The sequence below is a fragment of the Pseudorhodobacter sp. E13 genome (assembly GCF_003991405.1).
In the GTDB taxonomy this organism is placed as follows: Bacteria; Pseudomonadota; Alphaproteobacteria; order Rhodobacterales; family Rhodobacteraceae; genus Pseudorhodobacter.
The window spans coordinates 47070-68094 of the sequence record NZ_RPEN01000157.1 but is presented as its reverse complement, the minus strand read 5'-3'; the positions used below and the strand labels follow the sequence as shown (position 1 = coordinate 68094).

Below are 21025 nucleotides of genomic sequence, written 5' to 3'. Positions count from 1 at the left end.
CAGTCATGATCGGGAAAGCCGGCAGGGGGAAGGCCCAATTTGGGCCTTTTGCAATGTGATGAAGGCCGGGGGCGCTGCCCCCGGACCCCCGAGGTATTTGGACCAAGATGAAGGGGTGGCGCTTACAAAACGTAGCGCGACAGATCGGCGGAGCGGGACAATTCGCCCAGATGCGCCTCCACGAAGGCGGCGTTGACTTCAACCGCATCGCCCATCCGATCGGGGGCGGTGAAGGACAGGTCCTCGAACACCCGTTCGATCACGGTGTAAAGGCGGCGCGCGCCGATGTTTTCCACCGATTGATTGACCTCGGCGGCGATGCGGGCCAGCGCCTTGATGCCATCTTCGGTGAAGGTGACGGTGACGCCTTCGGTGCCCATGAGGGCCGAATATTGCAGCGTCAGCGCATTGTCGGTTTCCGTCAGGATGCGCACGAAATCTTCTTCGGTCAGGGCACGCAGTTCGACGCGGATCGGCAAGCGGCCTTGCAGTTCGGGCAAAAGATCCGAGGGTTTCGCGATATGGAAGGCACCGCTGGCGATGAACAAGATGTGATCGGTTTTCACCGGGCCGTGCTTGGTGGAGACGGTTGTGCCTTCAATCAAGGGCAGCAGATCGCGCTGCACGCCTTCGCGCGACACATCGGCGCCGCGGGCATCGGCACGGGCGCAAACCTTATCAATCTCATCAATGAAAACGATGCCGTTTTCCTGCACCGCCTCCAGCGCGGCCAGTTTAACGGCCTCATCATCCAGAAGCTTGTCGGCTTCTTCTGACACCAGCAGTTCATGGCTTTCGGCCACCGTCAGGCGGCGTTTCTGGGTGCGGCCCATTTTGCCGAACAGATCGCCAAGGTTCATCATGCCGCCCATCGGGCCGCCAGCGCCTTGGCCCGTGGGATCAAAGGCGGCGAAAGGGTTGGTGGTATCAGCGATGTCCAGCTCGATCACCGTATTGTCCAACTCTCCGGCTTTCAGCTTGCGGCGGAACATTTCGCGGGTTTGTTCGCGGGCGTCCTTGCCGGCCACCGCTTCGATCACGCGATCTTCGGCGGCGGCTTGTGCACGGGCCTTCACGTCTTCACGCATGCGGGCGCGGGTGTCGATCATCGCGGCATCGACCAGATCGCGGATGATACTGTCCACATCGCGACCGACATAGCCGACTTCGGTAAATTTCGTGGCCTCGATCTTCAGAAACGGCGCTTTTGCCAGCTTTGCCAGACGGCGGCTGATTTCGGTTTTCCCAACGCCGGTTGGCCCGATCATCAGGATGTTCTTGGGATAAACCTCATCGCGCAGATCATCGGCCAATTGCTTGCGCCGCCAGCGGTTGCGCAGGGCCACAGCCACCGCGCGCTTGGCGTCCTTCTGGCCGATGATATAGCGATCCAGTTCGGATACGATTTCGCGGGGGGTCAGGTCTGTCATTTTGAAATCGTCTCCACGGTCAGATTACCATTCGTATAGACGCAAATATCGGCCGCGATGGCCATGGCCTTGCGCGCGATCTCCTCGGCGCGCAGATCGGTGGACATCAGGCCACGCGCGGCGGCAAGCGCGAAATTCCCGCCAGAGCCGATGGCCGCAACATCATGTTCCGGTTCCAGCACATCGCCTGCCCCGGTGATCACGAACAAATCCGCACCATCGGTCACGATCAGCATCGCTTCCAGATTGCGCAGGTATTTATCCATCCGCCAGTCCTTCGCCAGATCGACAGAGGCGCGGGCCAGTTGCCCCGGCATGGCTTCCAGCTTTTTCTCCAGCCGTTCCAGCAGGGTAAAGGCATCAGCGGTAGAGCCTGCAAAGCCGCAGACCACATCGCGGCCACCGGGGCTTAGCCGGCGCACCTTGCGGGCCGTGCCCTTGATGACCGTCTGGCCAAGGCTGACTTGCCCATCACCCGCCACCACAACCTCTCCACCGCGCCGAACCGCCAGAATGGTGGTGCCGTGCCAACCGGGAAACTTATCCTCTGCCATCTCAATCTCTCCTTCGTCTTGCCCTATATGGCCGCGCTGGGGCCGGGGCACAAGAACGGTAGGGGGGTTGATTTGGCTTTCGCCGCGCGCGGCATTCGGTAATCTTGGGAAAATCGCCAAGGAAAATGCCCGATGCCAAACCTGCATGTCTACCTGCCGCCGCAAATGCGGGATGATGCGATGCAGGGCAAGGTCAACATCATCAACCGGATCGGGGCGGCGGTGGGGCAGGCGGGCTATGGCATGGCCTATCACGGCGACACGCCCGAAGAACGCGCCCGCGCCGTGCCGGGGCCGGATTTGCATCTGTTTCACATGCAGGAACCCAACGCGCCGAATGTGCTGACCCTGCGCCGGGCCTATACTTACCCGTTCTGGCAGATCGAGGCGACGAATGAGCGCTGGAATTTCAGCATCGCGCGGGAACGGTTTGACCGAAGCCTTGTTGATCTGGAGGAGGCGCAGCCCTTTTTCCGGCGTTGGCGCAAACGACTGTTGGGAGAGGGCGCGCGCAGCCAAGAGGGGTTTATCTTCATGCCGTTGCAAGGGCGGCTGCGCGATCACCGCTCTTTTCAAACCATGAGCCCGAAAGCCATGATCGAGGCGTGTTTGCAGGCCGACCCAAAGCGTGAAATCCGCGCCACCTTGCACCCGAAAGAGATCTATGACCCCGAAGATTTCGCCATGTTAGAGACGGTTTCGCAGCGCTTTCCACGGTTTCAACTGATCAAGGCAGATGCGCGGGAATTGTTGTGGCGTTGTGATTATGTAGTGACGCAAAACTCCTCCGTGGCGCTGTCGGGCTTCTTTGCCAAAAAGCCGGCGGTGCTGTTTGCGGGCATAGATTTCCATCATATCGCGGGCTCGGTCGCGCGGGACGGGGTGGCGGCGGCTTTCGCACAGATGGAGGCCCGCGCGCCTTTTGTTCCCTACCTCTATTGGTTTTTCAAATCCCATATGATCAACGGCGGTGCCGAAGATGCAGAGGCGCAGATTTTGGCGCGGATGCGGGCGTGTGGCTGGCCGGTGTGAATTAGGCCGATGAAACGCAAAAAGGCGGCCCGAAGGCCGCCCTTTTCTCAACGTTAGGCAAGATCAAACCGCCGAGGCAATCCAGGTCGCCAGCGCTGCCTTCGGGGCCGCGCCGACTTTGTTCGACACAACCTGACCGTCCTTGAAAAGGAACAGCGCCGGAATGCCGCGCACACCCAGCTCTGCCGGGCTGTTGGGGTTTTCGTCGACGTTGATCTTCACGATCTTCACTTTGCCCTCATATTCGGCCGAAAGCTCTTCAAGAGCGGGGCCGATCTGGCGGCAGGGGCCACACCATTCAGCCCAAAAATCGACGACGACGGGAATATCCGATTTGCGAACTTCGGCGTCGAAAGTTGCGTCGGTGACGGCGGTGGTGGCCATGGACATATCTCCTGATTGGAATGTGTTGCTATCGAAGGTAAGGGCGCGCCCCAGTAACGTCAAGGGAGTGTAGTGCGCGCAAGGGCTGACCTCACTATATCGCGATCCAGTGGCATCAGTTGCGCCGAGTGGGTCCACAACAGCGCCACCTCTACCGCGCGGTTGGGGTAAATCTGGCACAGCGCCGAATGATAGGCCGCCATCTGGCGCAACAGGCCTTCGGGCACCTCGGCCACGCTTTGCGGCACGATCAGATTGGATTTGAAATCCACCGCCAGAACCGAAGTTTCGGTGATGACAAGCCTGTCAATGGTGCCGACCATCGGCGTGCCGTTCAGATCGGCGGTAATCGGTGCCTCGGCCAAGGTGCCGGGGGCGAATAGCGCGCTGAAAGCAGGTTGTGTCAACACCGCGCGCGCCTCGGCCAACAGGGCGGCGCTGTCGGGGCTGCCTTGCAGCATCGCGTCGGCCAGCGCGGGCCAGCTTTCCTGCGGATGGTTCGGCAGATGTTCCAGCAACAAATGCACCTGCGTGCCGCGATCCATCGCCGCGCGGTTGTCATCATCGGTGGTGTAATCGCCTGCAAGCGCCTTGGCCCCGCCCAGATCCGAAGGATTGCGCGGCTGCACAGGGCGCGGCGCATCGGGCGCGGGGGCGGAAACCCAGGCGGGTAGCGCCTTGGCCGCAACGGTTTTGCGCGGTTGCACCCCCAGATCGGGCGGCCAATCACCCTCGGCCAGCACAAGGCTGCCATCGGGCCCCGCCACCGCGCCTGCCGCCGTCATCGCCTCTTGGATCAGCCGATACCAGACCACGCCGGGCGCATCTTCGTCGCTGCGATCTGCGCCAATCTCCCCCGCTGCTGCCACGATCAGCCAGCTTTGCGCGCGGGTCATCGCCACATACAGCAGGCGCATCGCCTCTGCCTCGTCGCGCGCTTTCTTGGCGGCGCGGGCTTGGGCAATCAGCTCCGGGCTGTCTGATTTGCTGACTTTCCACACCGCGCCCTGCGGCAGCACGAACAGCTCATTTCGTTCGCGGGCGTTGTATTGCGCGGTATCGGGCAAGATCACGATCGGGGCTTCCAAGCCCTTTGCGCCATGCACTGTCATCACGCGGATACGGTCGCCCGCGCTGTCCATCTGGCGCTTTACCTCAACGTCATCCGTCTCTAACCAGCCCAGAAACCCGGTCAGGCTGGGCACATCATTGCGTTCATAGGCCAGCGCCTGCGACAGCAGTTCGTCAATCCCATCCTCGGCCTCGGCCCCCAAACGCGCCAACAATTTGCGGCGGCCATCATGCCGGGTCAGCATGCGTTCGATCAGATCATAGGGGCGCATGAAATCCGCCTGATCCCGCAAATCCTGCAAGATAGAGACTGTTTCGACATGTGCCGCATCGTTTTCTAGCGCCCGCCACAAATAGCCTTTGCGCGGCTGCGCCAGTGCGTAAAGCTGCTGTTCCGTCCAGCCAAACAACGGGCTGCGCAAGCAGGCGGCCAGCGACAGATCATCCTCGGGCGTGGCAAGGAAGGCCAACAGCGCCGCCAGATCGCGCACCGCAAGTTCCGCGCCCAGTTTCAGCCGATCCGCCCCCGCAATCGGCAAGCCCGCAGTCTTGCAGGCCTGAATGATCTCGCTGAAAATCTCGGATCGCCTGCGCACAAGGATCAGAAAATCCCCGGCATGCACGGCCCGGCTTTCCGCCCCGCCCTTGATCGGGATTTGTGTGCCCCGGTCAATCAGCGCCTTGATCGTCTCGGCCACTTTGCGGCCCAGCTTCGCCGCGTGATGCTCCTCGGAAATCAGGTCAACCGGGTCATACCAATTCTCTGGCTTCGGGTTCGTCTGCCGCTCGATCACCGGCCACACCTCCACCCGCCCCGGCATATCCGGCGAAAAGGCGATGTGCTTGACCTCGCCGCCCAACCCCTTTTGGCGGCGTTCATCAAAGGTCAGGTCAACTAGCCGCAAAACCGTATGAGAGGAGCGGAAGGAATGCTCCAACTGCAACTCTTGCAGCGGGGTTTGCACCTGTTCCAGCTTGGCGCGGAACAGATCGCGCTTTTCATCAAAAGCCGCGACATCGGCACCCTGAAAGGAATAGATCGACTGTTTCTTATCCCCCACCACGAAAATCGTGCGCGGTTCCTCACGTGCGCTGCGGCCCGAGGTAAACTCATCCGCCAGCAATTCGATCACCCGCCACTGGTCGGGGCTGGTATCTTGCGCCTCGTCAACAAGGATATGGTCAATCCCGCCATCCAGCCGGAACAAGACCCATTGCGCCACCGCTGGATCGGTCAGCAACCCCTTGGCCGCGGTGATCAGATCATCAAAATCCAGCCAGCCCCGCGCATCCTTGCGGGCCTTGTAAATCGGCAAAAACACAGCGGCAAAGCGGTGCAAAACAGCGGTGCGCCGCGCGGCGGACAGCGCAAGCCGCGCCGCCCGCGCTGCCTCAACCCGGCGCATCAGATCTTCCAGCCGGTTCAGCAAATCCCCCAGCTTTGTCTGCGTGCCCTTGGTTGGGAAAGAGCCTAACTTGGCGGTAAATGGCTCTTTCGCGCCCGGACCTGTCAGCAAAATCCCTTCAAGCCCGGACAAAAGCGCCATATCCATGCGCCCAAAATCCAGCGCGCGCAGCTTCTCCGCCGCTTTCACATCATTGGTGGTGCCGGTGGCGATGATCGCGGTCGCCTCCGCCAGCCATTCCGACTCGCCGCCCAGAAACACCTGCGCCAAAATCGCGTCCTCGGTCTGGCCCTCTGGCACGTCGAACAAGGCAAAACACTCTGCCTCGCTCAGGAACGTTCCGAAATCGCCGCGCCGCCCGGCCACCTCATCCGAAAAGGCATCGAAATCCTCGCCGGTATAGGCCCCTGCCAAAGCGCCGATCACCTCCGGCGCGATGCTGTCTGCCAGCTCATCGACAATCTCTTCGCGCAGCAAGGCGCTGGCCCGGTCGTCCATTTCGGTGAACTGCGGTGAAACCTTCGCCTCCAGTGGAAAGCGCCGCAACAAGGACGCACAAAACGAGTGGATGGTTTGAATCCGCAATCCGCCCGGCGTTTCAATCGCGCGGGCAAACAACTGCCGCGCCCGCGCCAGACGGGCCGCATCAACCGCATCGTCAACGCCCAATTCGCCCAGGGCCTGCCGCAAGGCGGCATCCTCTTTCATCGCCCATTCGCCCAGGCGTTTGAACAAGCGGTTCTGCATCTCGGACGCCGCTGCCTTTGTATAGGTCAGGCACAAAATCCGCCCCGGATCGACGCCCGACAGCAGCATCCGCGCCACCCGGTCCGTCAACACCCGCGTCTTGCCGGAGCCCGCGTTCGCCGACAACCATGTCGAGGCGCGCGGGTTTGCCGATTGCACCTGCCGTTCCGAGGCTGCGTCGCGTCTCATGTCACATCCTCGGGGTTGGGCACATCCGTCATTTCCCATTCGCCAAACCGGGCAAGGTGGTCATAGTCACCGGGAAACCGCTCTCCATGCATCGCGCGCCGTGAAACATAGCCGCGCGACGGGTCCATATAGCTGCTGATAAGGTGGTGCAATTCTTCCCAAACCTTGCCCAACATGGCCTCATCCGGGGTCGTCGTTTCACGTTTTGGGCTTGAACCGAGGCCGATATAGGTGATGCCAGACACCTCTCGCGGGCCATCAAGTGCTGCAAAAGCGCCGCGTGTGACCATCGCCGCCTCCAGCAAAAGCTGTTTGTCGAAAAACGCCTGTTGATCTTTGGTCGGCGGGCTTCCGGTTTTATAGTCGAATATATGCACCCGCCCATCCGGCAGCGCATCAATCCGGTCAGGCTTGGCGGTCAGCGTGAAGGGCAGGCCGGTCAGTGGGGCCGCGCCTTGCTTTTCCACCACAACCGGCACGCCGCCCAGATCAGCCTCGGTCGCCAAAAAGAAATCGGCGGCCCGGTGCAGGCGCGACATCCACAGCGCGCGCGCGGCGGGCCAAGGCACCTCTTGCGTCAGAACGGCGGTCGCCTCGGCGATCAGCCGCGCGCGCGCCGCCTCTCGGGTTTCGCCCTCTGGCCGCGATTTGGTGAAATTCTCCAACACCTTGTGCAACACTGACCCCCGCAGCAGGGCATCGGGCGATGGCCGCAGCGGGTTCAGCTTGAACAGCCGCAGGATATAACGCGCGTAAATCGCATAAGGGTCGCGCAGCAGCGTCTTGATACCCGTCACCGCCAGTTTGTCGGGTCGCGCCGCAACGGGGGGGCGCGGGGCAGGGCGCTTGGCGCTGGGCACCACCGGGTCGGGCCGCTCCGAGGCTTCGGCCAGCGCAAGCCAGGCCTGCCCGCGTGCGCGCATCGCCTTCAATGCCGCGGCACCACCTTGATCGGGCAACCCACCCAACAGGTTCGTCAATCTGTTCAACCAGCGCGAAGGCACTGTTTCCGCCTCTGCGTTGCGCACGGCCCGGCTGATCACCACCTGCGGCGCGCAAACCGCTTGCTGGTAATCATGCGCCGAAAGCCCGATCCGCCGTTCGGGCAGCAGCAAGCCCGCCTCCATCCGCATCGCGCGGTTCATCCACGGGTCGGGCGGTGGCAGTTGTGGCCAGATACCATCGTTCAACCCCCCCAGAACCACCAGTTCCGCACCTTGCACCCGTGCCTCCAGCGTGCCCCAGATCATGATGCGCGGATGCGCCTGCACGGTTTCCCGCACCTCGCCCCGGTTCAACAGTGCCTCAAACAGATGGCGGTAATCACTGGCGGTCATGATGCCGCCATAGCTGGCCTCTGACTCCAGCTCCACCAGCATTTTCAGCGCGGCTTCACCTGCCTCCTTGCGCCACAACTCGCTATCTGTGGCCAATGCCGCAGGGCCAAGCGCCAGAGCCTCGGCCAGCGCCCGATGCCGCGCGATATGGTCGGCCAAGGGCATCACAGCGCCCAGCGCAATGCCATCCAGCAGCCCCGCCAACCACTGCGCCCAAGGCAAAACCGCCGCGTCCTTCTCTGCCCCTGCCCAAGCGATCAAATCCGCACCGGTCGGAAAGGCAGGCCCATAGCGGCGCAGCTTCAGTTCCAGATTGCGGGTGAACAGCAAATGCGGCCCCCGTGGCCCGCCCGAAGCCGTCAGCGGATGTTTCAACAAGATCAACAGCGCCTCGGCGGTCAGCCGATCTTCAAACAGCCCCAGCACATGCCGCATGAACCGCCCCGGCGCCGACAGCGCCAAAGGCCGCCCCGCGGAATCGTCCGGCACAATGCCCCAGCGATCCAGCGCCGAAGTGACCTGCCGCGTCAGCCCCCGGTCGGGCGAGATCAGCGCCGCCGTCACCCCCCGCTCTGCCGCATCGCGCAGGATCAGCGCAATCGCCAGCGCCTCGGCCCTTGGGGTTTGCGCCTCGATCAGCGTCATTTCGGCACAGGCCTGCACCAGATCGGGAAGGTGCTTGCCTTCGGTCAACCATTGGTCCGTCACCGGGGCCGGGCGCAGCGACAGTGATACCAAGCGCGCCCGCGCCGGATTGGGCGCGCTGTGGTCAACCCAAGGGGCCACATCTGCCGGGGTGATGCCCAGTTGCCGCGCCAGTTTGAAGAACCGGTATTGCGGATGGTCTTCGGCGGTCATCGCGTCTGCCAGCCCGTCCCAGATCGGCGCGGGCATGTCAAAATCAAACCCCGGCAGGATAATCGCGCCCTGCGGCAACCGCGCCACCGCCTGCATGAACAGCGCCGTCGTGCCGCGCGACCCGGTAGAGCCTGCAACGATAATCGGATCAAGGGGGGGCGAGGCATCCCACAAGGCGGCGATCGCCTCGACCAGTTTGCGCTGCCGGGTCTGGCTGTCGGGTTGCGCAAGGTCTTGCAGCAATTGCGCCACGATGGCCATGAAAGCACGGGTGCGCGCCCAATGGGCGGAATGGTTGGCCACATCCAGCCCGGCGATGACATCGGGCGAAACGCCTTCGCCCTGCATCTCATCCAGCAAGGTGGCAAGGCTGTCGGCCAGATCATAAAGCGCGGCGCGTGGGGCCAGATCGGGTTGCTGTTGCAGCAATTGTTCAATCAGTTGCGCCAGCGTCAGTCGTTGCCGCAAAGGCGATACCGCAGGGGGCAGGCCCGCCGCCGGATGCGTATCGGCAAGGTCGGTGACCAACCGGATGCGCGGCAAAAAGCTTGCACCCCCAGCCACGAAAATCTCGGTGATCCGGCGCTTCATCCGCGTGGTGTTGACGTAAAGCGTCACGCGGGCCATCGCCTCGGGCGGTTGCCCCGCCATGCGGCTTTTCAACCCCTGCACCAATTGCGCGGGAAAATCGGCACCGGGGGGCATGGCAAACACATGCGGACGAGGGTCAGGAAACATGCGCACCCCGCAACAGGTCTTCGGCCTCGGGAATGCCTTCGGGGCGGCCAACATCGCACCAGCCGCCGGGATGCAGCACACCAAAGGCGCGGCCTTCAGCGATCATCCGGTCCCACAGCAGGTTCAGCGAAAAGGCCGGTTCGGCAATATCCTCAATCCCTTTCGGCAGCAAAATCTGCGCGCCCAGATAGGCCAAACCGGCCCGCCCCTTGGCGCGTTCAATCCGGCCATCGGCACCAAGCATAAAGTCGCCCGTGCCACGAAACCCGACAATCCGGTCCGGCGGGGCCAGCAGCAAAAGCGCATCCATCCGCCCCGCGTCCCACGCCTGCGCCAGTGTTTTCAGCGGGTTCGCCCCCGTCCAGACGGCATCGGTGTTCAGCGTGAACACCGGCCCAGCCCCCAGCAAAGGCAAGGCCGCTCGCAACCCGCCGCCGGTTTCCAGAATAAGGTCAGGCTCTGGCGAAAGCTGAACATCGCGCTGGCTCTGCACATGTGCGGCGATCTGGTCGGCGTGGTAATGCGTGTTCACCACAATCCGCGACAGGCCCGCGCCCCGCACCTGCGCCAGCGCATGATCCAGCAAGGCCTTGCCGCCCACCTCGATCAAGGGCTTTGGCCGATTGGCCGTCAAAGCGCCCATCCGCGTGCCGAACCCGGCAGCAAACAGCATTACGGCATCCGGTGTTTCGCGCATTCGGCGGCAATCCTTTCAAGGGCGTCGGGGGTCGGTTCCGGCAAGGTCTGGGCGCAATATTCGGCAAGCGGCGACAGCGACGGATGTGCCAGATTGCGCTGCAACTGGCCCCAGACCCGCGGCACCAGCGCCAGATACTGCGGCTTGCCCGCCACCATGCAAAGCCGCGCGAAAATCCCCAGAATCCGCAAGGCGCGCTGGGCACCGATCACGGCATAGCTGGCCTCAAATTCAGGGCTGGGCCGTGCCGCTTGAAAGCGCTGGATCATCGCGGCCTCAACCTCTGGGCTGACATCGCGGCGGGCGTCTTGCAACAGCGACACAAGATCATAGGCGGGCTGGCCCATCTGGCCAAGCTGGAAATCCAGCAACCCAACCCGCGCCAGACTCGCGCGCCCCGGCAACCACAACAGGTTTTCGGCATGGTAATCCCGCAGGATCAACACACGCGGGCCATCGGCATGGCGACGCAGCAGCCCGTTCAGGATGTCGACAAAAACATCCGTTTCAGTCCGCGCCCCGGTAATGCCGAACCGATACCAATCCAGCGCGAAGGCGGCGGCCTGCGCCCAGTCCCGCGCGCTCAGGTCCGGCAGGGCGGGCGGCGCGGGATGGGATTGAATATGCAGCAAAACATCGGTGGCGGCGGCGTAAAGCGTGGCTTCTTGGCTAGCGTCACCCGCGATCAGACGGGCGAAAATGCCATCGCCCAAATCTTCAATCAGCAGGAACCCCTGTGCCAGATCCTTGGCAAGGATGCGCGGGGCCGACAGGCCAAGCGTGTTCAGATGCGCGCCAATCGCGATGAAATCCTTGGGGTCGTCGCCTTTGCCGGGTGGCGCATCCATCAAAACGGCGCTTTCGCCGGCACGGTGCAGCCTGTCATAGCTGCGGTCAGACGCATCACCCGCCAGAAAGCGGCGCTCGGCATCGCCCCAGCCTGCCTGTTGCAAGAACTGCCGCGATGCGGCCGCGCGGTCAGTCATCTTGCCCCCATGCAGCGCTGATCGCCGCCAGTAATCCGGGCCGCCCGCCGCTGCACGCGGCCAGCCTTCCGTCGCCGCTGGGGGAAAGCGCGATGTTCAGCGCGGTCGCCGGGGCCAGATCGCCCAATCTGTCGGGCCATTCCACAAGGCAAATCGCGCTGTCAAAAGCGGCATCAAGCCCCAGTTCCATCACCTCATCCGGGTGCGACAAGCGGTAAAGATCGGCGTGCCAGATCTCGGCCCCTGCCGCGTCATAGGTTTGCACCAGCGTGAAACTGGGGGAGGGCACATCCTCCATCCGGCCAAGCCGATGCTGAATGAAGGCCCGCGCCAGATGGGTCTTGCCCGCACCGATGCCGCCGCGCAGCAACACCGCATCGCCGGGTTGCAACACATCCGCCAGCACCGCCCCCAACCGGGTTGAGGCGCTTTCGTCAGCAAGGAAAAGGGACAAGGGCGGCTGGGATGACATGGGTGCAGTTTTACGCGCCACATCGCCCGGCGCAAGGGCGAAGCCCCCTGTGGTCAGGCCAATTTGCGCGCCTGCGAAACCGAACCCTCTTGTGCTTGTGGATCAACAGCTTCCAGCCGGAAGGTTGCCATCGTGGCCCCGCCTGCCAGCGGCGAAAACTGGCAAGTGATCCTGCGTCCATCGGGGAACCAGGCCGGGTCTTGCCAACTGCTGCGCTCGCCAAGCTGGGTCGAGTAATCCTCCACCCGGTCCCACAGCGCCGTAGGGGCCGTGGCCGTGCGCCAATAGTTGCACAGCATGGAAATCGTGCCCTCCCCCCCAAGGCTGGCCGCGGGGTCATGGCCCCAAAGCTTTGCATAGGCCGCGTTGGACATCACAAGCACACCCGAGGCGGAAAACACCGCAATCGCCGCATCCACCGCATCAATCACCGCTTGCCCAAGCTCCAGATCCGCACGGTAGCGCCGGGTTTGCGACATTTCGGTGGAAATATCTTCGAATGACAAAGCCAGCGCCCCGTTCGGATGTGGCCGCCCCGTTACGCGATAGGTCTGGCCGCTGGGCAGGCTCCAGGTTTCTTCATATAGCCCATTGGCGGCGGCCTCCTCGATATCGGTGATCTGGTTGCGCCAGCTTTTATAATTGCGCGGTTCCGGGATCATGGATTTCTCGCGCATGGCGTCGAAAAAGGCGGGCAGCGAGGGGCGGCGGATCAGCAGTTCCGGCGGCAGGCCCGTCAGGTCCATCAAGGCGGGGTTGAACAGAACCAGTTTGCGCCCCTGATCGAATATCGCAAGCCCGGTGGACAGATGTGCAAAGGTTTTCGTCAGCGTCTGCATGAAGGCGCGCAACCCTTCCTCGGCCTTGACTGCTTCGTCGATGGGCAGAGCGTAGACATGGCGGGTTTTGCCCTCGGCATAGCCGCGCAGATCAAACCAACGATTCTGCCCGGTGCTGCGCAGCGTCAGCTTTTGCCTTTGCCCATTGCTTGCCGCTTTGTCTGTATCACTTTCTGGCAATGGGTCGAACAGCTTGGGCAGCGGCCATGTCAGATCCTCCTCCTCGCCCAGATGTTCGGCAGCGAGATCAAGGTAGCAGGCATTCGCCCAGATCACATCGCCCGTCAAAGATTCACGCCAGATCGGCAGCGGTGCCATGGCCGAGATTTGGCGCAATTGCTCCAACTCTTCGCGGATGGCGCGGCGGGTCAGCGGGTCCATCCCGCGCAGGGCCTGACTGGTTTCTGCATCCATGATCGTGATCCGGGTCAGCCCGCCCCTGATCTCGGCCCGCAACAGCAAGGGGTTGGAGTCTCCGTCCTGATCCGTGCTCATCACCAGCGTGCCCTCGGTCAGCAGGTTGGCAATGCGCGCGCTTGCGCCGGGAAAGCGGTGTTCCAGATAGTTCAGCAGGCCGGGCCAAACCGCCGCCCCCCGCCGACAAGATGAAGGCAACAAGCTGCGCGCCGTGGGGGTTGCATCAACCAACACCTCGCCATCAAACAGATATTCTGCCGTATTGCCGCCTTCCACAAAAATCGATGCGCGCCCGATGGCTGGCTTTTTCTGAAGCGCAGCAAGGAACAAAACGCCCACCAGTGCCGACAAAACCCCTGTCACAAGCAGGCCCGAGGCCAATAGCGGATCAAACGTCACAATTTCCCCTCGGCGATGCTTCCGGTTTCAACCACAACCAGAAGGGGATTTTGTTAATGTGACGTTAACTGCGCCGTAGAAAGCGCGTCATTTTCATAGATTTTTCGCTACTGTGGCCCGCTGCCGGCGCGGCCTTCGGTCAATGCGCGATGGGCAGGTTCTCTCCGAGGCTGCCCTGATCGGGAGCGACGATCTTTTCCAAAGGCCAGATCACCTCGACAATCGCGCCGCAGCGGTCCGGCTTTTCGCTGGAGGTCAGGAACGGGTCGGTGCCATTGGCAAAGGAAAGCTCTGCCCCCGACCGTTCCAGCAAGGTCTTGGCGATAAACAGGCCAAGCCCCATGCCTTCATATTCCGGCCTTTGGTTTTGCCGGGGCGCGTTGCGCTTGGTGACAAAGGGGTCGCCAATCCGGCCGAGGATATGGCTGGGATAGCCTTCGCCATCATCCACCACGCGCACCGTCAACACCTCTGGCCCCCATTCCGCATCCACCCAGACCCGGCTTTGGGAAAAATCCACCGCGTTCTGGATCAGGTTGCGCATGCCATGGATCAACTCGGGCTTGCGGAAAATGGTGGGCTGCTGGTCCGTCCCGCCTTGCAAGGGCTGCAGCTTGAAGATCACTGATTTGCCACGGTCCAGATGCGGCTCTGCCGCCTCTCGCAACACCGTTTCAAGCGGGGCGCGTTGCAGATGCAGATCGCTTTTGCCCGCCCGCCCCATGGATCGCAGAATATCGCGGCAGCGGTCGGCCTGATCCTTGATCAATTGCGCATCGTCGCGCAGTTCGGGACTGTCGGCCAGTTCCTCGATCAACTCGGCACTGACCAGCTTGATCGTGGCCAGCGGCGTGCCCAACTCATGCGCGGCGGCGGCGACCACCCCACCCAGATCGGTCAGCTTCTGTTCCCGCGCCAATGCCATCTGCGTGGCCAAAAGCGCATCGGACATTGACTGAATTTCCGACGACACCCGGTGCGAATACAGGCCCAGAAACAAGATCCCGATGACCACCGACAGCCACAGCCCAAACTCCAGCAAGCGCGGCACCGACAGCATGGAGCCATCGGCAAAATGCAGCGGAAAGTTGAAAATCGCGGCAAGGCTGATCAACCAGATCGCCATGAAGCCCAGCACAACCGTTGTCCGCACCCGCAGCGCCGAAGCCGAAATGATGACCGGCGCAATGATCAACGAGGCAAAAGGGTTCGTCAGCCCGCCGGTCAGGTAAAGCAGGAAGGAAAGCTGCGCCAGATCGAACAGCAGCACCACCATCGCTTCCATCTCAGAAAGCCGCCGGTTTTCCGGAAAGATGGTGGCCGAGACCAGATTGGCGATCACCGAGGCCCCTACCACAAGATAGCACAGCCCCAGCGGCAGCATCAGATCAAAGTAAAAATAGGCGATAGTGATGGCGGCCAATTGCCCCGCAATCGCCATCCAACGCAGCAAGATCAGCGTCCGCAGCCGCAACTGGTTGCGCCCGACATCGCGCGGAAACGGGCTGGGGCCGGGTTCGATAAAGATCATTGCATTGCCTCTAAAGTGCAAAAGGACTATTTCAACTGATACGCAGCGGATGACAGGGTTTCAACGGAAACCGGACCCGCGCGAAAACCGGCGTCCAAGCCCGAGGAGATGCAGATGATCAAACTTTATGCAGGCGCTGCGGTCGCTGTGGTGGCCGCGCTGATCGGTGGGTCGGCCTATTGGGTTTACAGCAACCAATCCTCTGACCCCTTCGCCCAATGCCGCGCCGGTCAGGTCGCCGGGGGCGCGATTGGCGGGCCGTTCACTCTGGTCAACCAAAAGGGTGAAACCGTCACCGATGCTGACGTGATTACCAAGCCAAGCCTGGTATACTTTGGCTATACCTTCTGCCCCGATGTTTGCCCGCTGGATAATACCCGTAACGCCGAGGCCGTGGATATCCTTGAAGAAATGGGCATTGATGCAACGCCCGTTTTCATCACCATCGACCCCAAGCGCGACACGACCGAGGTGATGGCCGAATATGCCGAAATCATGCACCCCAAGATGATCGCCCTGACTGGCAGCGAAGAACAGGTAAAAGCCGCCTCGCTCGCCTATAAAACCTATTTCAAGGCGCAACCGGCCGAGGATGAATATTACCTCGTCGATCATTCCACCTTCACCTATCTGATGTTGCCAGGCACCGGCTTTGCCGAGTTTTTCAAACGTGAGGTGACGCCAGATGAAATGGCCGCATCGGTCGCCTGTTTCGTTGCGGCGCGATAATTCCCAAGGTGACTTGATAGTCTGCGACAAGCCCTAGATAAGAATACAAAGAAAGAAGGATTTGAAATGTCCGAAGATCTTGGCGCAGAAATAGGGCCCGACCGTTCGCTTCTTTTGGTAGATGATGACGAACCCTTTCTGAAACGTCTGGCCAAAGCCATGGAAAAGCGTGGTTTTATTCCGGAAACGGCGGAAACCGTGGCGATGGGCAAGGCGATTGCGCAGGCCCGCCCCCCGGCCTTTGCCGTGGTGGATTTGCGGCTGGAGGATGGTAACGGGCTCGATGTGGTCGAGGTGCTGCGCGAAAAGCGCCCCGATTGCCGCATTGTGGTGCTGACTGGCTATGGTGCCATCGCAACAGCCGTGGCCGCTGTGAAAATCGGCGCGACGGATTACTTGTCGAAACCGGCTGACGCGAATGAAGTGACCAATGCGCTACTGGCACGCGGCGATGCCCTGCCACCCCCGCCGGAAAACCCGATGTCAGCCGACCGCGTGCGCTGGGAACATATTCAACGCGTTTATGAAATGTGCGATCGCAACGTGTCCGAAACGGCCCGACGTCTGAACATGCACCGCCGCACCTTGCAGCGTATTCTGGCCAAACGCAGCCCACGCTGATTGTCCCGCGCCACAAAACGGTTTTGACCCGATAATGCCAAATAGGCTTTATCGCGCCCAATTGAGCCGGGCCTCATTGCGAGAGTTAATGATTTCCTGTATTTTGCGGGTTCCAATGAAGAAAGGGACCCGGATTTGGAAATTGATCTTAATGCACTCTCACTCAATGACCTGCGAAACCTGCAAACCCGGGTTTCAAAGGCCATTGCAAATTTTGAAGACCGCCGGAAAAAAGAAGCGCTCGCAGAGCTGGAAGAAAAAGCCAAAGAGTTTGGATTTTCTCTGTCCGAATTGACGAGCGTTTCTGTGACGCGCAAACGCGCCCCGGCTGTCGCGAAATATGCAAACCCGGCGGATAAAACCGAAACATGGTCAGGCCGCGGGCGCAAACCGCGTTGGTTTGCCGCAGCATTGGCTGCGGGTAAATCGCCGGATGATTTAACGATTTGAAATTGTTAGCCCACCGGGCAGCGTTTATTTTTTCGCTACATCTGGCTTAAAAGCTGTGCGTGCCGTTCCACAAAAGCGGCGCGCACAGGCATCGGGGGCCGAAGCTGAATGGTCAGGTTCTGGATCAGCGCGGGCGCGGGCTTGCCAAAAAGCTTGTCTGCTTCTGCTTGTGTGAACCCCGCGATATGCACCGCCTCCATCCAGGCAGAAACCTTGTCCGCCGCCTTGATCGCCTTTTTTATCGCGGGCGGTAAAACGGCAGGCAGGCCAAAGCGGATGTGGATCGCCGCAGTCAACCGCTCATCCAGCGCGCCATAACCCGGCCCCACGGCGGCCTTGACCGGGCTGATCATGTCACCGATCACATATTCCGGCGCATCATGCAAAAGCGCGGCCAATTGCCAGCGCGCCGCCTCCGCCGGATGGGCGCGCGTGAAAATCTCCTCGACCAGCAGCGAATGTTCGGCCACCGAATAGGGCCAATCCCCCACAGTTTGCCCATTCCAGCGCGCCACAAAGGCCAAGCCATGCGCGATATCCTCAATTTCGATATCCACCGGCGTCGGGTCCAGCAGGTCCAACCTGCGCCCCGAAAGCATCCGTTGCCATGCCCGTGCCTGTTTCATCGAATTGTTCCCATTTCTGCCATTAATTCACCAAATTTCGCCGTCATTGCCCCCACATGGATACAATGGTATCTGGACCACAACAGTATAATTGCCAAGGAGATCGGCACATGCCGAAGGATTACGTCGTAAAAGATATCGCGCTGGCCGAGTTTGGGCGCAAGGAACTGAACATCGCGGAAACCGAGATGCCGGGCCTGATGGCGCTGCGCGAGGAATTCGGCGCTGCCAAGCCGCTGAAAGGCGCGCGTATCGTCGGCTCGCTGCATATGACGATCCAGACCGCCGTGTTGATTGAAACGCTGGTGGCCCTTGGTGCCGATGTGCGCTGGGCCTCTTGCAACATCTTTTCAACCCAGGATCACGCCGCCGCTGCCATTGCCAAGGCTGGCGTTCCGGTCTTTGCCATCAAGGGCCAGACCCTGACCGAGCATTGGGATTATCTGGACAAATCCTTCATGTTCCCCGAAGGCGCGAACATGATCCTTGATGATGGCGGCGACGCCACGCTTTACGTTCTGCTGGGTGCCCGGATGGAAGCAGGCGAGGACGTGCTGTCCGTGCCGCAATCCGAAGAAGAAGAAGTCATCAAGCTGCAAATCCAGAAGCGCATCAAGGAAACCCCCGGCTGGTTCGCCAAGACCAAAGCCGCGATCAAAGGCGTGTCCGAAGAAACCACGACAGGCGTGCACCGTCTTTATGACCTTCACAAAAAGGGCCAACTGCCCTTCCCGGCGATCAACGTCAACGACTCTGTCACCAAGTCCAAGTTTGATAACAAATACGGCTGCAAGGAATCGCTGGTTGACGGTATCCGCCGCGCCACCGACACCATGATGGCCGGCAAGGTTGCCGTTGTGATGGGCTACGGCGATGTGGGCAAAGGCTCTGCTGCCTCGCTCAAGGGGGCGGGTGCCCGCGTGATCGTCACCGAAGTGGACCCGATCTGCGCGCTGCAAGCCGCGATGGATGGCTTCCAGGTGACCACGCTGGAAGATGTTGTGGCCACCGCCGACATTTTCGTCACCACCACCGGCAACAAAGACGTGATCCGCATCGAGCATATGCGCGAGATGAAGGACATGGCGATCGTCGGCAACATCGGCCATTTCGACAATGAAATTCAGGTCGCCGCGCTGAAAAACCACAAATGGACGAATATCAAGGAACAGGTGGATATGATCGAGATGCCCAACGGGCACCGTCTTATCCTGCTGTCCGAAGGCCGTTTGCTGAACCTTGGCAACGCCACCGGCCACCCGTCCTTCGTGATGTCGGCGTCCTTCACCAATCAGGTTCTGGCGCAGATCGAACTCTGGACCAAGGGCGACGAATACGCCCCCGGCGTCTACATCCTGCCCAAGCATCTGGATGAAAAAGTGGCCCGTCTGCACCTTGCCCGTATCGGCGTGAAGCTGACGGAACTGCGCAAGGAACAGGCCGATTACATCGGCGTGCCGCAAGAAGGCCCCTTCAAGCCCGAGCATTACCGCTACTAAGGCGCGTCCCACGCGCCAAAAGGCCGGACCCAACACAGAGGTCCGGCCCTTGCGGCTTTTCTACAACGCTTGCACCGCGACCGCGCGCAAGGCTTTTGTGTTTGGCAAAAGCCCGTGTATTGTTGCGCCAACGAAAACAATAAAGCCCCGATAACTGGGGCAAGAGAGGCAGATCATGGAAGAAATGAGTAAACGGGATATCGTGCGCGGCCGCCTGCTTGGCCGCATGCCGAAAAACGCGGTCGTGGCCGAAATCGGTGTCTGGGAAGGCAATTTCAGCCGCCGCATCATCGAGATCTGCGAGCCGAAGGAACTGCACCTGATCGACCCATGGCTCTATCAGCCCGAATTTGGCAACACCGGGTTTGGCCGCAAGAAAAACGAACATCTGATGGAAGTGAAATATCAAGATGTCGTCGCCGCCTTCAAATCCGATGACCGCGTGCATATTCACCGCGCCACCTCCGAAGACGCGCTGAACAGCTTGCCCGATGCCTCGCTGGATTGGGTTTATATTGATGGCAATCACAACGAACCCTTTATCGGCAATGATCTGGCGCTGTGCCTTAAAAAGGTAAAACCGAACGGCATTATTTCCGGCGATGATTATAACTGGCAAACCGAAGCGTCAGGTGCCCCCGTGCGCCGCGCAGTCGAGGCTTTGATGGAAGAGCTGGGCGACAAGGCTGAGCTGACCCTGATGGCCAACCAGTATATCATCGAGTTGAAGCGCGGATAAACCGTCGCACCGCTTAGGGTGAAAACTGGGTGAATTTTCCCTTTATTTAGCCTTCGTTTTCCGCCTAAGCTTTCGCAAGCCGCCCAAAGTCAGGGCAAAAAGCGGACGTCAACCAACAAGGAGCAACGACACATGAGCAAGAGAGACGATCTGATCGCGAAATATGCCGAGGACCTGCGCACCAAGTGCAAGATGGAACCGGATATGGCACTGCTGACCAAAGTCACCATCGGTTGCGGCCCCGCGATCTATAACGCTGACAGCTCTACGGTCGCGGGCACCGACCCGTCCGAACTGGAAACCGTCAAAAAGAACTTTCTGATGAAAAAGCTGGGCCTTGCCGACAGCCCCGCCCTGATGGAAGCGATCAATGCCGTCATCAACACCTATGGCAAGTCCGAGCGTAACAAATACCGCGCCGTGATTTATTACATGCTGGCCAAGCATTTCGGCAAAGAATCCGTTTACGGCTGAACGCAGCCCCGGTTTCAGTCCAACACGCACCCGCGCCCGCAAGGTCGCGGGTGCATGTGTTTCCAAAAGCCTGACAAACTGCACCGCGCTTGTTTCAATTGCGATGTGAATGGCTTTTGCCAGCTTGGCCCGGATCGGGTATATCAAAACCATAGGGCAGGACGCCCGGGACCTTTTCAAACAGAACACGTGTGGTGCTGAGGGAGCACGTGGTGTGGGAGGAGGGTCCTGATGGGGTCGGGGCCCTCCTATCTTTTGCGCGGTTCAGGCTTGGAACAGCGTCAACACAACCCCGATCACCGCACAGCCCGCCACCGCATAGCCACCATCAATCAGCGTCAGCTTAAAGGGCCGCATCGCATAGGCGTTGTTGATCATGACCCAAGGCGCGATGAAGAACAGCCCGATACCAAGCCCGCCCATCAACCCTTTGAACACCGTATCAACACCAGACCCGGCAAAGATGTGCCGCATCATGCCCGCGACCAACAGCATGCAAAGCGCCGACAAGACAAAGGGCAGCGGGCTTCCCCCGCCTTTCGGCTTGCCGTTCTCGTCGTAGGCGATGCCCGCCGCCTCCATCCATGGCTTGGAAAGCGTCATATACCACGCGGCCCCCAGCACCCAGGATGCTGCCGCCGCCACGATCACACTCAGAAAGCCCATTGTCTCTCTCCCCCTCTTGTTCGGATCAAGATGACAGACAGGCAGCCCGTCAGGCAAAGGATTTCGGCCTTGCGCGCAGGGCAGGCAGGAAACCCTTGCAAAACCCCTAAGGCTGCGAACGCCTTTTCCGTGGA

At 60.8% G+C, this 21025-nt stretch carries 19 protein-coding genes; 7 read left to right on the top strand and 12 right to left on the bottom strand.

Going from position 1 to position 21025, the window contains the following annotated elements; genetic code table 11:
• Positions 1-122 precede the first annotated feature (122 nt).
• Positions 123-1430: an ATP-dependent protease ATPase subunit HslU gene (gene hslU, locus EGN72_RS12615; RefSeq protein ID WP_127048121.1), complete on the bottom strand. Its 1308-nt coding sequence runs from the start codon at positions 1428-1430 to the stop codon at positions 123-125.
• On the bottom strand, positions 1427-1984 hold the full coding sequence (hslV, locus tag EGN72_RS12610; protein WP_127048119.1) for an ATP-dependent protease subunit HslV: 558 nt from the start codon (positions 1982-1984) through the stop codon (positions 1427-1429). The genes hslU and hslV overlap by 4 nt, the downstream gene beginning before the upstream one ends.
• Positions 1985-2116: 132 nt before the next feature.
• Here hslV and EGN72_RS12605 point away from each other — a divergent pair, with 132 nt between their 5' ends.
• Positions 2117-3016, top strand: coding sequence for a hypothetical protein (locus EGN72_RS12605; RefSeq protein WP_127048117.1), 900 nt, complete (start codon positions 2117-2119; stop codon positions 3014-3016).
• 63 nt (positions 3017-3079) lie between these two features.
• Here EGN72_RS12605 and trxA read toward each other — a convergent pair whose 3' ends face one another.
• The 8 genes from trxA to regB form a co-directional block, all read right to left on the bottom strand.
• Positions 3080-3400 (bottom strand): thioredoxin, encoded by a 321-nt coding sequence (trxA, locus tag EGN72_RS12600; RefSeq protein WP_127048115.1) that lies wholly within the window; start codon positions 3398-3400, stop codon positions 3080-3082.
• Between the two features lie 59 nt (positions 3401-3459).
• Positions 3460-6813 (bottom strand): double-strand break repair helicase AddA, encoded by a 3354-nt coding sequence (gene addA, locus EGN72_RS12595; RefSeq protein WP_127048113.1) that lies wholly within the window; start codon positions 6811-6813, stop codon positions 3460-3462.
• Positions 6810-9746, bottom strand: a complete 2937-nt coding sequence (gene addB / locus EGN72_RS12590) for a double-strand break repair protein AddB (RefSeq protein WP_127048111.1) — start codon at positions 9744-9746, stop codon at positions 6810-6812. The genes addA and addB overlap by 4 nt, the downstream gene beginning before the upstream one ends.
• Complete coding sequence (locus EGN72_RS12585; protein WP_127048109.1) at positions 9736-10443, bottom strand: nucleotidyltransferase family protein; 708 nt, start codon at positions 10441-10443, stop codon at positions 9736-9738. The genes addB and EGN72_RS12585 overlap by 11 nt, the downstream gene beginning before the upstream one ends.
• Positions 10419-11429 carry an aminoglycoside phosphotransferase family protein gene (locus EGN72_RS12580; protein ID WP_127048107.1) on the bottom strand — a complete coding sequence of 337 codons (1011 nt, stop codon included), beginning with the start codon at positions 11427-11429 and terminating at the stop codon, positions 10419-10421. Before EGN72_RS12580 ends, EGN72_RS12585 begins: the two co-directional genes overlap by 25 nt.
• A complete protein-coding gene (gene tsaE / locus EGN72_RS12575; protein ID WP_127048105.1) occupies positions 11422-11901 on the bottom strand; it encodes a tRNA (adenosine(37)-N6)-threonylcarbamoyltransferase complex ATPase subunit type 1 TsaE in 480 nt (159 codons plus the stop codon). Before tsaE ends, EGN72_RS12580 begins: the two co-directional genes overlap by 8 nt.
• Positions 11902-11954: 53 nt before the next feature.
• Positions 11955-13556: a PAS-domain containing protein gene (locus EGN72_RS12570; protein ID WP_127048103.1), complete on the bottom strand. Its 1602-nt coding sequence runs from the start codon at positions 13554-13556 to the stop codon at positions 11955-11957.
• Positions 13557-13695: 139 nt separating this feature from the next.
• Positions 13696-15087 (bottom strand): sensor histidine kinase RegB, encoded by a 1392-nt coding sequence (gene regB / locus EGN72_RS12565; protein WP_127048101.1) that lies wholly within the window; start codon positions 15085-15087, stop codon positions 13696-13698.
• A gap of 114 nt (positions 15088-15201) precedes the next feature.
• Here regB and EGN72_RS12560 point away from each other — a divergent pair, with 114 nt between their 5' ends.
• From EGN72_RS12560 to EGN72_RS12550, 3 genes are all read left to right on the top strand, one after another.
• Complete coding sequence (locus EGN72_RS12560; RefSeq protein ID WP_127048099.1) at positions 15202-15816, top strand: SCO family protein; 615 nt, start codon at positions 15202-15204, stop codon at positions 15814-15816.
• 66 nt (positions 15817-15882) lie between these two features.
• Positions 15883-16437, top strand: coding sequence for an ActR/PrrA/RegA family redox response regulator transcription factor (locus tag EGN72_RS12555; RefSeq protein ID WP_127048097.1), 555 nt, complete (start codon positions 15883-15885; stop codon positions 16435-16437).
• A 135-nt stretch (positions 16438-16572) separates the two neighbouring features.
• On the top strand, positions 16573-16887 hold the full coding sequence (locus EGN72_RS12550) for an H-NS family nucleoid-associated regulatory protein (protein ID WP_127048095.1): 315 nt from the start codon (positions 16573-16575) through the stop codon (positions 16885-16887).
• 35 nt (positions 16888-16922) lie between these two features.
• Here the strand turns inward: EGN72_RS12550 and EGN72_RS12545 are convergent, their stop codons facing one another.
• Entirely contained in the window at positions 16923-17513 is a 591-nt protein-coding gene (locus tag EGN72_RS12545) for an HD family hydrolase (protein ID WP_127048093.1), read from the bottom strand.
• Positions 17514-17623: 110 nt separating this feature from the next.
• Here EGN72_RS12545 and ahcY point away from each other — a divergent pair, with 110 nt between their 5' ends.
• The 3 genes from ahcY to EGN72_RS12530 all read left to right on the top strand — a co-directional run bounded on the left by ahcY (position 17624) and on the right by EGN72_RS12530 (position 20225).
• Positions 17624-19012 (top strand): adenosylhomocysteinase, encoded by a 1389-nt coding sequence (gene ahcY, locus EGN72_RS12540; protein WP_127048091.1) that lies wholly within the window; start codon positions 17624-17626, stop codon positions 19010-19012.
• Between the two features lie 184 nt (positions 19013-19196).
• Complete coding sequence (locus tag EGN72_RS12535) at positions 19197-19751, top strand: class I SAM-dependent methyltransferase (RefSeq protein WP_158623192.1); 555 nt, start codon at positions 19197-19199, stop codon at positions 19749-19751.
• Between the two features lie 132 nt (positions 19752-19883).
• A complete protein-coding gene (locus tag EGN72_RS12530; protein WP_127048087.1) occupies positions 19884-20225 on the top strand; it encodes a DUF2853 family protein in 342 nt (113 codons plus the stop codon).
• A 264-nt stretch (positions 20226-20489) separates the two neighbouring features.
• Here the strand turns inward: EGN72_RS12530 and EGN72_RS12525 are convergent, their stop codons facing one another.
• On the bottom strand, positions 20490-20891 hold the full coding sequence (locus EGN72_RS12525; RefSeq protein WP_127048085.1) for a DUF1761 domain-containing protein: 402 nt from the start codon (positions 20889-20891) through the stop codon (positions 20490-20492).
• Between the last annotated feature and the right edge of the window lie 134 nt (positions 20892-21025).

Excerpts from the sequence above, each read along its gene's own strand:
- hslU (WP_127048121.1), bottom strand. The coding sequence starts at position 1,430 with ATGACAGACCTGACCCCCCGCGAAATCGTATCCGAACTGGATCGCTAT.
- hslV (WP_127048119.1), bottom strand. The coding sequence starts at position 1,984 with ATGGCAGAGGATAAGTTTCCCGGTTGGCACGGCACCACCATTCTGGCG.
- EGN72_RS12605 (WP_127048117.1), top strand. The coding sequence starts at position 2,117 with ATGCCAAACCTGCATGTCTACCTGCCGCCGCAAATGCGGGATGATGCG.
- trxA (WP_127048115.1), bottom strand. The coding sequence starts at position 3,400 with ATGGCCACCACCGCCGTCACCGACGCAACTTTCGACGCCGAAGTTCGC.
- addA (WP_127048113.1), bottom strand. The coding sequence starts at position 6,813 with ATGAGACGCGACGCAGCCTCGGAACGGCAGGTGCAATCGGCAAACCCG.
- addB (WP_127048111.1), bottom strand. The coding sequence starts at position 9,746 with ATGTTTCCTGACCCTCGTCCGCATGTGTTTGCCATGCCCCCCGGTGCC.
- EGN72_RS12585 (WP_127048109.1), bottom strand. The coding sequence starts at position 10,443 with ATGCGCGAAACACCGGATGCCGTAATGCTGTTTGCTGCCGGGTTCGGC.
- EGN72_RS12580 (WP_127048107.1), bottom strand. The coding sequence starts at position 11,429 with ATGACTGACCGCGCGGCCGCATCGCGGCAGTTCTTGCAACAGGCAGGC.
- tsaE (WP_127048105.1), bottom strand. The coding sequence starts at position 11,901 with ATGTCATCCCAGCCGCCCTTGTCCCTTTTCCTTGCTGACGAAAGCGCC.
- regB (WP_127048101.1), bottom strand. The coding sequence starts at position 15,087 with ATGATCTTTATCGAACCCGGCCCCAGCCCGTTTCCGCGCGATGTCGGG.
- EGN72_RS12560 (WP_127048099.1), top strand. The coding sequence starts at position 15,202 with ATGATCAAACTTTATGCAGGCGCTGCGGTCGCTGTGGTGGCCGCGCTG.
- EGN72_RS12555 (WP_127048097.1), top strand. The coding sequence starts at position 15,883 with ATGTCCGAAGATCTTGGCGCAGAAATAGGGCCCGACCGTTCGCTTCTT.
- EGN72_RS12545 (WP_127048093.1), bottom strand. The coding sequence starts at position 17,513 with ATGAAACAGGCACGGGCATGGCAACGGATGCTTTCGGGGCGCAGGTTG.
- ahcY (WP_127048091.1), top strand. The coding sequence starts at position 17,624 with ATGCCGAAGGATTACGTCGTAAAAGATATCGCGCTGGCCGAGTTTGGG.
- EGN72_RS12535 (WP_158623192.1), top strand. The coding sequence starts at position 19,197 with ATGAGTAAACGGGATATCGTGCGCGGCCGCCTGCTTGGCCGCATGCCG.
- EGN72_RS12530 (WP_127048087.1), top strand. The coding sequence starts at position 19,884 with ATGAGCAAGAGAGACGATCTGATCGCGAAATATGCCGAGGACCTGCGC.
- EGN72_RS12525 (WP_127048085.1), bottom strand. The coding sequence starts at position 20,891 with ATGGGCTTTCTGAGTGTGATCGTGGCGGCGGCAGCATCCTGGGTGCTG.